The sequence below is a fragment of the Christiangramia portivictoriae DSM 23547 genome (genome assembly GCF_000423045.1).
GTDB lineage: Bacteria > Bacteroidota > Bacteroidia > Flavobacteriales > Flavobacteriaceae > Christiangramia > Christiangramia portivictoriae.
In genome coordinates this window covers 141,888-153,880 of record NZ_KE383972.1, presented here as the reverse complement: position 1 = coordinate 153,880, position 11,993 = coordinate 141,888, and the positions used below count along the sequence as shown (strand labels likewise).

At 41.1% G+C, this 11,993-nt stretch carries 8 protein-coding genes; 4 read left to right on the top strand and 4 right to left on the bottom strand.

Annotation, left to right across the window (positions count from 1 at the left end; genetic code table 11):
• Positions 1–22 precede the first annotated feature (22 nt).
• The 4 genes from G529_RS0113295 to G529_RS0113280 all read right to left on the bottom strand — a co-directional run bounded on the left by G529_RS0113295 (position 23) and on the right by G529_RS0113280 (position 7,378).
• Positions 23–1,624 carry a RagB/SusD family nutrient uptake outer membrane protein gene (locus G529_RS0113295; RefSeq protein ID WP_026915992.1) on the bottom strand — a complete coding sequence of 534 codons (1,602 nt, stop codon included), beginning with the start codon at positions 1,622–1,624 and terminating at the stop codon, positions 23–25.
• Positions 1,625–1,637: 13 nt separating this feature from the next.
• Positions 1,638–4,736, bottom strand: a complete 3,099-nt coding sequence (locus G529_RS0113290) for a SusC/RagA family TonB-linked outer membrane protein (RefSeq protein WP_026915991.1) — start codon at positions 4,734–4,736, stop codon at positions 1,638–1,640.
• A 284-nt stretch (positions 4,737–5,020) separates the two neighbouring features.
• Positions 5,021–5,665, bottom strand: a complete 645-nt coding sequence (locus G529_RS0113285) for a gluconate 2-dehydrogenase subunit 3 family protein (RefSeq protein ID WP_026915990.1) — start codon at positions 5,663–5,665, stop codon at positions 5,021–5,023.
• Positions 5,666–5,677: 12 nt separating this feature from the next.
• Positions 5,678–7,378, bottom strand: a complete 1,701-nt coding sequence (locus G529_RS0113280; protein WP_026915989.1) for a GMC oxidoreductase — start codon at positions 7,376–7,378, stop codon at positions 5,678–5,680.
• 146 nt (positions 7,379–7,524) lie between these two features.
• On the opposite strand from G529_RS0113280, the gene G529_RS0113275 reads away from it, so the two are divergent.
• From G529_RS0113275 to G529_RS0113260, 4 genes are read left to right on the top strand one after another with little or no spacing between them, the layout of a single operon-like run.
• On the top strand, positions 7,525–8,523 hold the full coding sequence (locus G529_RS0113275) for a sugar phosphate isomerase/epimerase family protein (RefSeq protein ID WP_026915988.1): 999 nt from the start codon (positions 7,525–7,527) through the stop codon (positions 8,521–8,523).
• Positions 8,524–8,545: 22 nt separating this feature from the next.
• Complete coding sequence (locus G529_RS0113270; protein WP_026915987.1) at positions 8,546–9,784, top strand: nucleoside permease; 1,239 nt, start codon at positions 8,546–8,548, stop codon at positions 9,782–9,784.
• 7 nt (positions 9,785–9,791) lie between these two features.
• Positions 9,792–10,934, top strand: a complete 1,143-nt coding sequence (locus G529_RS0113265; protein ID WP_026915986.1) for a Gfo/Idh/MocA family protein — start codon at positions 9,792–9,794, stop codon at positions 10,932–10,934.
• Positions 10,935–10,938: 4 nt separating this feature from the next.
• Complete coding sequence (locus tag G529_RS0113260) at positions 10,939–11,991, top strand: sugar phosphate isomerase/epimerase family protein (RefSeq protein ID WP_026915985.1); 1,053 nt, start codon at positions 10,939–10,941, stop codon at positions 11,989–11,991.
• Positions 11,992–11,993: the final 2 nt, after the last annotated feature.

Sequence of the window (11,993 nt, the reverse complement as noted above, 5' to 3'; positions counted from 1 at the left end):
TTTTCATTCAATTTTTAAAAGTTTAGTAACCCTCGTTCTGAGTTAAATTCGGATTAGATATAATCGCCGATGCCGGGATTGGGTATAATGTTCTGTAATCTTCAGAAGCATCTTTATAACCCCATGCTTCAGTAAACTTACCAAAACGGATCAGGTCATTTCTTCTCCAGAATTCAGAGTAAAGTTCTCTACCACGTTCATCGATAATATCTTCAGAAGTAACTGAACTAAGAGGAGAAGCCCTACGTATCGTTCTAAGTTCATTCACCAATTCTGTAGCGTCTCCACCACCGCCGTTAAGTGCAGCTTCAGCTTTCATGAGATGAGCATCTGCATATCTGAAAACGATCTTGTGCCCGGTGAAAGAACCATTCGTTGGGTGGTACTTGATCACACGAACCCCGGTAGACTGACCATTACCTAAAAGTCCAGGAAGTTCTTTTGTAAAACTAAGATCTTTACCAGCTTCAGCCTGTAGTTTAGAACCATCGATCCCGTATTGCTGTCCTATTAACATCCCAAATCCTATTTGAGAACCATCTAACATTCCATCTCCATCCTCGTCAAGATCATCTGACTCGCCATCACCATCAAAGTCAACTCCTACAGGAGAACCTTCAGTTGGTACAAATCCTCTACGTTCTTCCTGGCCATCGCCTATCATGTTTGAATTTGGATCACCTTCAAAAAGATCGTAGAACTCAGCCAATGTGGTAAATCCATTCCAACCACCTCCACCATTGGCAGGGGTATTCTGGTTGTAGTGTAATGTATGCCACATCACGTTTCCTACTCCGGAGTTGGTATACCAGATAGTTTCGTTATCCAGCTTAGGAGAGAAGATACCAAAATATCCTTCTTCCAGCCCAAAGCCCATACTGCTAATAGCATCTACATTACTAATTACCTGTTGCATGTCTCCTGCATCTGGTGATCCAGTTCCTGTATAGATATGCTTATTCAAATACATCTTTGCCAGCATGAAATGAACAGCTGCTTTTGTTGCACGGTTGGTAGCTTCACTTCCGGGAGCAGCAGTAGCGATATTCGCTGCAGCTGTGTTAAGATCTTCCATGATGAAATCAAAAGCTTCAGCTCTGGACATTACCGATGGATCTACTTCGATCCCTTCATCTGGTCCTCTAAATGGCACCTGGCCATAAAGATCCATCACCCAGAATGTAGCGAAAGCTCTTAAAAACCTTGCTTCTGCTTCCTGTTGTGGAGTAGCATTACTCCTCTCGTCAATGATTTCAGTAGTTCTGAAAATGATAGAGTTCTGTTCGTTCCAGGTATCTCTCACGTGCTGATGAATTGGAGACCAGCTGTGCTGATGTAATGTTCTCCAAACACCATTATCACCCCAGTCTGTTCCTCTGGTTGGCACAAGGAATTCATCTGTACTTACCTCGTTAAGAGCGTAAAGGTTAGCCTGATTTTCTAATTGTCCCCGTACAGCATCATAGATACCGCTCAAGGTCGCATCTACGTCACCAACTCCGGTAAATTCTCCGGTCTGGTTGACGATGATCGAATCTGTTTCCTCAATTTCCAGGTCTGTACATGCACTAAAGACGAACAGTGCGCAGGCTGGAATTAAAGTAAAATACTTTCTATTTTTCATCATTAATTTTTTTTTAAAATTTAGCATTTAATCCAAATGTTACCGTTCTAGGTCTAGGGAATGCTGTATAATCGATACCAGCTGTTGGTAAACCATTTAGTGACTTATCTACACTAACTTCCGGATCAAGACCTGAATAGTCTGTGATCACGAAAAGGTTTTGACCGTTTACATAAACTCTTAGATTTTCTACGAAAGAGTCTTCAGCAAGAGGAATAGTATAACCAAGACTTGCATTTTGTAATCTTAAGAAATCACCTTTTTCAAGAAATCTTGTAGATACATCTGGAGCATTCGCTGGAAGTTCTCCGTTTGTAAGTACATCTGTAGTTACGTTTCTACCACTGTTTATACTACCAGCAGTAAAGAATGCATTGGCAGTATTGTTATAGATATAGTGACCAAACTGTCCTGCAAAGAAAATTGAGGCATCAAAGTTTCCAAATTCAGCTCTGGTATTAATACCAAGGTTTGTAGTTGGAAGTGCACTCTTATCAACGAACTGCTGCTCATCTCCATTAGGATAGATAGAAAGACCATTTTCATCAAATCCACCAAATTCTCTCAAGTAGTAAGAAAACAATGGACGGCCTTCTGCCAATAACTGGGCAAAAGCTCCGGTAAGTCCCTGTCCAGAAATCTGAGCGGTTTGAATTAAACCATCGAAATCCTGAAGTTCGTTGTCATTGTAAGCAACGTTGAATCCAAAGTTCCAGAAGAAGTTTTCATTATCAATGATATCATAATCAATCGCAAATTCAACACCTTTGTTGATCACGCTGGCATCTAGATTCTGGAATGTAAATGGTACCGGTGAAGGCTGAGCCTGTTCTGCCACAAGAAGAAGATCCTGTGTATCCTTATAGTAAAAATCAAGACTACCAGATAATCTATCATTCATGAATCCATAATCGATCCCGACGTTAGCCTGAGCAGTTTCTTCCCATTTCAATCCTGGGTTAGCAAATCCTGCAGTTCCAAGTCCTCCACCATTTATGTTTCCACCATTGTCAATACCATAGCCATTAAGCACACGACGAATAGTAAAGTTTCCATATCCAAGACCTTCCTGGTTACCTGTAATACCATATCCAAGTCTAAGCTTTAAAGTGGATAGGGCATCTGGAGAGAAATCTTCCTGGTCGATCTTCCAGGCAAATGCTCCTGAAGGGAAGTAACCATATCGATTATCTGGACCAAATCTTGAAGAACCATCAGCTCTCATGGTAAAAGTGAATAAGTATTTATCTGCCAGGGAATAGTTCAATCTTGTAAAGAAAGACTGGATTTCATCTGTATTGTCATAAGTACCACTTGTAAGTACTCTGGTATTGATTCCTCCCGGCGCATTTACAGATTCCCCTAGTACAGGTCCATTATCTGTAAACAGTCTGTCTACCAAAAGACCATCTGCATTGTATCGCAACTGGTTAAAACCACCATTTACTGCTCCGTATAGTGCGTCGATATCTCCTCTTAATTCAGAAGACATGGCACCATTATCTGTAGATACAAATCCAAAACCATTGGCATAGCGTCCTTCTCTCTGGAAATCCTGGAAAGAATAACCTAATAAGGCAGAAAAAGTAGAATTGTCAAACTGCTTGTCGTAGTTTACTACAAATTCCATTAATCTATTGGTAGCTTCAAGATCGTTTAACTGAGCACGACCGTTTCCTGGTGATCCATTGTCAAAGTTTATAACATTTCCTGAAACTGAAGCGTTCTGCTCAGATTCTGCACGGTCATAACCTAAGGTGATTTTAGCATTCAGGTTTTCCAGGATATCATAATCTGCAGAAAGGTTTACAAGAATTCTGTCGGTTTCTGTTTCATTCTTAACGTACTCAAGAATCTCAAGTGGATTTCTGCTATTTCCAACCGGATCGAAACTTACCTCGGCTGGCCAGGTTGGATTGGCGTAGTATGCTGCTCCAAGTAAATCTCCTGTAGAAGGACCATCGTTACCAATAGGTGCAGCTTCATCTTTTACATTAGAAAGCGTTAACTGTAGTCCAAGGTTTAATCTGTCATCAAAAAATCTCTGATTCGCATTTAAACGACCCGTAAGTCTTTCCATATTCGAGTTCTCCACAACCCCTTCAATGTCATTATATCCTAAAGATAAACGAAGGTTACCAGAACTGTAGCTATTCATATAAGACAATGCATGATTTTGAGAGATCGCCGTTCTAAGGATCTGATCCTGCCAGTCTGTATCTGCACCGAAGTCCTGAGCTTCTCTATCTCCACCATATTGCTCTACGGCGTCAAGAAATTGCTCAGCGTTTAGAAGGTCAAATTCATTGGCAGCGTTCGCAATACTTACAGAACCATCATAAGTAAAAGAACCACCCTGCACTCCTCTACCAGACTTGGTTTGTATAATCACAACACCATTCGCACCCCTGGAACCATAGATAGCGGTTGCCGAAGCATCTTTCAGAACACTGATGCTCTCAATATCACTCGGGTTTAAGAAGTTCAATGGGTTTCTGGAAGAGCTGGAACCAATCCCAAGGTCACCACCACCTGCTGCAGTAGCGTCACCGGCCAGCGGCACACCATCTACAACGAACAATGGGTTGTTGTTGGATCTTACAGAAGTTGTTCCTCGAATACGAAGCGCTATTCCAGCTCCTGGTTCCCCACTGGCCTGAGTGATCTGCACACCAGCAGTTTTACCCTGTATTAATTCTTCAGGAGAAGAAATGTTACCTTTATTAAATTCTTCGGAAGTTACCGACGCAACAGCACCCGTTGCATCCCTAACGGTCGTGGTTCCATAACCAATTAAAACTACTTCTTCCAGTTCAGATGCATCGGTTTCAAGGTTGACATCGATCGTTTGACGCCCACTCACCTTGATCTCCTGTGTAACATACCCAACAAAGCTATACATAAGTGTAGCATCTGCCGGAACGTTGTTGATAGTGTAATTACCATCAAAATCTGTAGTGGTACCCGTCGATGTTCCTTTGATAGAAACAGTTGCACCGGGCAGCGGACCACTCTCATCTGTCACTGTTCCGGTTACAGTTTGCGCATTTGCCATACCGAAGGTAATAAGTGCTCCGATAAACAAAAGGCTCCTGAAAATCAATTTTCTCATAAGTTAAAGTTTTAGTTGGAATCGCTCAAACACAGGTTGAGTCCGTTAAATTTATATAATTTATAGTTAACAAAACAATTGATATTCTTAATTCATGGTATTTCGCAAACGTTTGAAATTTTTAAACCTCAAATTATTAAAGCTATTTTTATGAATTCCACAAAAAGATGGCGATAATGCAAAGAAAAGAGCATTATCGCCACAATATTAAAAAATTCATAATTTGATTTTTTTTACCAACAACTGTTGATAAATCTCAAATTTTTAGGAATAAGACTGAGAATCTATAAAGACATGGCTTTGCCACCTCCAAGTTCACTTACGGGTCCACATGGAATATACTCACCTGGAACCGGATCGTACCACATTACATTTTCTCCAACTTCCTCACTATTCTTCCAGGCCCAAATCGCCATATCTCTAACATTATTTAGATAGGCATATGCTCCGGCATCAGAATCCATCTCCACTTCAGGTTCTTGATTTTGAGCATCCTGAGTTTCTGTATTACGTTTCATATATTTTTCCTTATCTGCCGGAGTCGCTTTCAGGTATTTTTTAACGATAGCATTGTAATCATCTTTCCCTCCGTCATCCTGAGATTTTTCGAAATCTCTTTCAAAAGCCCTGGCAAATGCATCTGCAGACCTGTTAAATTCTTTCGCTCTCTCTGGCTCAGCTACAGTATCCATATAAGAATCTATAAACTGTGCGATATTGAGATCTGATGCCCCTGGCGTATCTGTCGCGGGTAAGATAGTATCTAGTACCTGCTTTAACGCGTTACCGTTTGAAGCGCTAAGGTATACTGGCTGCCAGTCATATTCCGGCTCATTCTTGCAACTTTGTAACAGACTCAATGCTGAAGGTCCTACTACAAAAACTCCTGCACCCAATCCCAGATTTTTTATTAATTGTCTTCTATTCATAATTTAAAACTTTTATGCATTAGACTTTTTAAAGTTTTTTGAAGCATGATCTGCCGCTCTAGCAGTCATGGCCATATAAGTTAAGGACGGGTTCTGGCATCCGGCAGAGGTCATAAATGCACCGTCTGTCACATATACATTCTTAGCTTCGTGAACCTGGTTATTACCATTAAGAACAGATGTTTTTGGATCTCTACCCATTCTGGCCATTCCCATCTCGTGGATACCAAGACCGGGAGCACCAATATCATCATAACCACTAACATCTTTGAATCCGGCTTTTTCCAGCATTTGTACGGCCTGGTCCACCATATCCTTACGCATTTTCAGTTCATTCTCTTTAAACTCGGCATCAAAGGTTACCGTAGGCAGCCCCCATTCATCCAGTTTGTTGTAGTCGAGACTCATTTTGTTTTCATGATAAGGAAGTGTTTCTCCAAAGCCCATTAGTCCCATATTCCAGCCTCCTGGAGAGGTCACCGCTTTTTTAAGATCTTCACCATACCCAGCTTCTGCAACGGCATCTGTCCAGTTCGTACGGCTGGCTCCACCCTGGTATCCATAACCTCTTAGGAAATCAACCTCACTACTTCCATCCAGGTTTCTAAACCTTGGAAGGTAGATTCCGTTTGGTTTTCTTCCCTTATAATACATATCCTGGAAACCATCAAAATTTCCGGAAGCACCGGCTTTAAAGTGATGATCCATCACATTATGTCCCAGTTCTCCAGAGTCGTTGCCCATTCCATCTGGAAAACGATCAGATTTTGATTGCATCAGGACACTGGTGGATGCAACTGCTGAAGCACAAAGGAAAACTACGTTCGCTTTGAATTCCATGGTTTCTCCGCTCTCGGTATCCACCACTTTTACACCAGTAGCAAGTTTGGTATCTGCATCATAGATAACCTCGCTCACAATGGAGTTTGGTCTAAGGGTCATATTTCCGGTTCTTTCCGCCGCCGGTAATGTAGATGAATTACTGCTGAAGTAGCCTCCGTAAGGACATCCGCGAATACATCGGTTTCTAAACTGACATTTTGAACGGCCTTCGAACTTCTTGTCTCCGGTAATATGAGCTACACGACCGGAGGTCATCACACGACCGTCAAAATTTTCAGAAATGCTTTGTCTAAGATGATCTTCCACGCAATTTAAATCCATTGGAGGAAGGAACTGTCCATCTGGCAATTGACTCAATCCTAATTTTTCACCGCAAACACCAATATATGATTCAACATAATCATACCACGGAGCAATATCTTTATATCGAATAGGCCAGTCCACACCCATTCCATCTTTCTTATTCGCCTCAAAATCAAGATCGCTTAATCTGTAACTATGCCTTCCCCACATGATCGACCTGCCTCCTACATGGTAACCACGCATCCAGTCGAATCTTTTAGTTTCGTTATAAGGATGTTTGATATCATCTACAAACCAATGCTTGCTAGGCTCAGCCACCGTATAACCGGTTCTTGCCTGTTTTAACTGTCGCTTTTTCTCTTCTCTTGGAACCTGGCCTTTAAACTTATAGTCCCAGGGATCATCGTTCATCGTAGGATAGTCCTTTACGTGTTCGACCATGCGACCACGTTCCAGCACAAGGGTTTTGAAGCCCTTTTCGGTAAGTTCTTTGGCTGCCCAGCCACCACTAATACCTGTTCCAACAACTATAGCGTCATAGCTGTCATTTTCATAATAGTTACTCACAATTCATTGATTTATCGTTGAAAAAATAGTTCGAAGTCTACCAAATATATAAATTAATGCCTATAATTTTACATCTTTAAAAAAAAGACTACATTTAATTTTCAATCATTCAATGGTATTAACCATACAACCTAAGCGCACCAAAAATGAATTATAAATTACTTAGAGCCTGCTGTCTCTTTTTTGCCATTAGCCTTTCATTATCCATAATTTCCTGTAAAGATCATGCTGAAACCAGTAAGGAGAATGACACACAGACAGTCGCAGAAAAAACAAATGACTCCCTATTTTTCAAGATTTCTTTAGCACAATGGTCCCTGCACCGCCCGATTTTTGAAGGCACTCTGGACCCGATGGATTTTGCTGAAAAATCCAGTGAAATGGGTTTTGAAGGAATAGAATATGTTACAAGTTTTTACGCTGAAAAAGTAAAGGATTCCAAAACTCCTGAAGACGACCTGCAAAAAGTACTGGACACGCTTAAAAACAGAAGTGAAGAATTTGGAGTTCAAAACTTACTACTTATGATCGATGGTGAAGGAGATCTTGCCACCAACGATTCTATAGCCAGAAACCAGGCAGTAGAAAATCATAAAAAATGGGTAGATGCCGCTCAGTTCCTTGGATGTCATTCCATAAGAGTGAATCTTTTTGGTGACGAGGACAGAGAGAACTGGAAAAACAATTCTATTGATGCTCTTAAAAAGCTTTCTAAATACGCAGCTACCAAAGACATTAATGTTTTGGTTGAAAATCACGGCTATTTATCCTCAGATGCAGATCTTCTGGTTAGTGTAATGGACGCTGTAAATATGGAAAACTGCGGAACTCTGCCAGATTTCGGAAATTTCTGTTTGAAACGTGAAGGTGGAGCCAGATGGCAGGCCGCATGTATCGAGGAATTTCCAAAATATGAAGGCGTGGAGAAAATGATGAAACACGCAATGGCGGTAAGCGCCAAGTCTTATACTTTCGACACCGAAGGAAATGAAGAAGTCATTGATTATAAAAAAATGCTTCAGATCGTAAAAGATGGTGGTTATTCTGGTTTTATAGGTATCGAATATGAAGGTACAGACATGGATCCTGAAAAAGGGATCAAAGCCACCCGAGATCTTCTAATCAAAGCAGGAAAGCAAATTTAAACCAACTCCACAAATCCTTTTTATGAGCAAATTAGTCCGCTTCCAATTATCCCTGATGATGTTTTTAGAATTTTTCATTTGGGGTGGCTGGTTCGTTACACTGGGAACCTATCTCGGTTATAATTTAGATGCAACAGATGTTCAGATCTCCACCGCGTTCTCGACCCAATCCTGGGGAGCTATCATCGCCCCGTTTATTGTGGGAATGATTGCCGACAGGTTCTTTAATGCTGAAAAAATCCTTGGAATCCTTCATCTTACCGGAGCGGTGTTGATGTACTTCATGTATCAAAGCACAGATTTTGCTGAATTTTATCCGCTTGTACTCGCTTATATGATCGCCTACATGCCCACGCTGGCGCTGGTAAATTCAGTAAGCTTTGCCCAGATGAAAGATCCGGCAAAAGAATTTTCCTTTATTCGTGTGTTTGGAACTATTGGATGGATCATCGCAGGCCTGGTAATTAGCTATATATTTTTCTGGGATTCTCCCGAATCCAGACAGGAAGGAATGCTGAAAAATACCTTTTTAATGGTAAGTATAGCTTCAGCATTTCTCGGGGTATTCAGTTTTACATTACCTAAAACCCCACCATCTGCAGACAAATCAAAAAAAGTAAGTGTGGTGGAAACATTAGGACTGGATGCACTAGGATTACTGAAGGACAGAAATTTCCTGATGTTCTTTCTGGCATCTGTACTTATATGCATCCCTCTTGCCTTTTATTACCAGAATACAAATCCATTCCTTTCTGAAGTTGGCGTGGAAAACCCAACCGGTTTAATGACCATCGGCCAGGCTTCTGAAGTATTATTTCTGCTGCTTCTACCCTTCTTCTTTAAAAGATTTGGCTTTAAGTTAACGATCATTGCGGGAATGCTGGCCTGGACCTTGAGATATCTGCTTTTCGCCTACGGCAATTCCGGCGAACTTATCTTTATGCTTATTACTGGAATAGCGCTACATGGGATTTGCTATGATTTTTTCTTTGTCTCAGGACAGATCTATACAGATTTTAAAGCCGGTTCAAAATATAAGAGTTCTGCACAGGGATTGATCACTCTCGCCACTTATGGTGTGGGAATGCTGATAGGTTTTTATGTAGCAGGCTTAATTACGAATGCCTACGTTACCGGTGATAAAATGCATGAATGGGAAACGATTTGGGTATATCCTGCAGCTTTTGCATTTGGAGTCCTGCTGCTTTTTGCCTTATTTTTCAGGAACGAAAAGATCGATAAAAAAGATATTGAAATTTAAATAATGAATTATGAGTAAGATCAAACTTGGAATATTAGGTGGCGGTGAAGATTCCCTGATAGGAATTCTGCACAGAGTCGCGGCAAATATGTTCGACCAGTTTGAAATTGTAGGTGGTGTATTTGATACCAATCATCAAAAAAGTCTTGATTTTGGTGGAAAACTTCAGCTTGATCCAAATAGAGTTTATCGTGACCTCGATCACCTGGTGGCAGAAGAAGCAAAGCTTTCAGAAGAAGAAAGAATGCAGGTAGTTTCGGTCCTCACTCCTAATTTCCTGCATTTTCCAATGGCGAAACAGTTGCTGGAAAACAAGTATCATGTGATCTGTGAAAAACCACTCACTACCACTTTTGAAGAAGCAAAGATTCTAAATGAACTTCAGAAGAAAAACAATAAGGTTTTTGCGGTGACTTACACCTACACCGGTTACCCTATGATCAGGCAAATGAAGACGATGATCGCAAACGGGGAAATAGGTGAAATTCAAAAGGTCGATGTACAATACTACCAGGGTTGGATCAATCCTTTAATTCACGATAAGGATAAGCGTTCATCTACCTGGAGACTAGATCCTGAAAAGTCGGGAATTAGCTGTTGCATTGGGGATATTGGAACTCATGCGTTCAATATGGCCGAATATGTTACCGGAATACAGGTGAAAGATATTCTGGCAGATCTAAATTATCTTTATGAAGACAATCCAATGGATATTGATGGAACGGTGCTATTGCGTTTTTCTGAAAAGATTAAAGGAGTATTACGGGCGAGCCAGATCGCTACAGGCGAAGAAAATAATTTTTCAGTCAAAATATATGGAGATAAAGGTGGTTTAAAATGGGAACAGGAAAACCCGAATTATCTCTATTTGCTGAAGGAGGACCAACCATTACAGGTTCTTAAACCAGGACATGCTTACAATAGTGATTTCTCGCTTGAGGGCACCAAGCTCCCAGCAGGACACCCGGAAGGCATTTTCGACTCTATGGGGAATATCTATTATGGAGTGGCGCAGGCCATAAAAGACAGTAGCAAATTTGAAGGTGCTTATCCCAAATTACATGATGGCTATAGAGGTATGAATTTTATAGAACAAACAGTAGCTTCCCACAAACAAGGTAATGTTTGGGTAAGCATGGAAGAAGAATAATATGATGAAAACGATAAAAGGACCGGCAGTTTTTCTGGCCCAGTTCATGGACGATCATGCACCTTTTAATTCTCTGGAAGGTTTGTGCAAATGGGCTTCAGACTTAGGATATAAGGGAATCCAGATCCCAACCTGGGAAACCAGGCTTATCGATCTCAAAAAGGCTGCGGAAAGTAAAACATATTGCGAGGAGCTGGCAGGAACCGTTGGCTCTTATGGACTGGAGATCACAGAACTTAGCACACACCTGCAGGGACAGCTGGTTGCTGTACATCCCGCCTATGACCTGATGTTCGATAATTTTGCTCCTGATGATTACAAGAATAATCCTAAAGCAAGAACCGAATGGGCGGTAGATCAACTAAAGTATGCCGCGAAAGCCAGTAGAAATTTAGGAATCGATGTGCATGGTACCTTTAGTGGTGCTTTGTTATGGCATACGTTTCATCCATGGCCCCAACGTCCCGATGGACTTGTAGAAATGGGATTTAAGGAACTTGCAAAGAAATGGATGCCTATCCTGAACACTTTCGATGAACAGGGAGTCGATGTGTGTTATGAGATACATCCCGGAGAGGATCTGCATGATGGTGTTACCTTTGAACGCTTTCTGGAGGCTACCAATAATCACAAGCGGGTGAATATTCTATATGACCCGAGTCATTTTGTATTACAGCAACTGAATTACCTGGAATATATAGATCATTATCATGAATTTATAAAGATGTTCCATGTAAAAGATGCTGAATTTAAGCCTACTGGCAAAAAAGGAATGTTTGGTGGCTATGGAGACTGGAAAGATCGTGCGGGCAGATACCGGCACCCAGGTGACGGACAGGTAGATTTTAAGAATGCTTTTTCCAAACTAACCGAATACGGTTGTGACGTGTGGGCGGTCCTGGAATGGGAATGTTGTATCAAAAGCCCTGAGCAGGGCGCCAGAGAAGGCGCAGCATTCATCGAGAAGCACATTATTGAAGCAACTCAAAAGCGTTTTGACGATTTCGCAGGTTCAGAAATTGATGAACAAAAACTCAAAAATATTCTAGGAATTTAAAC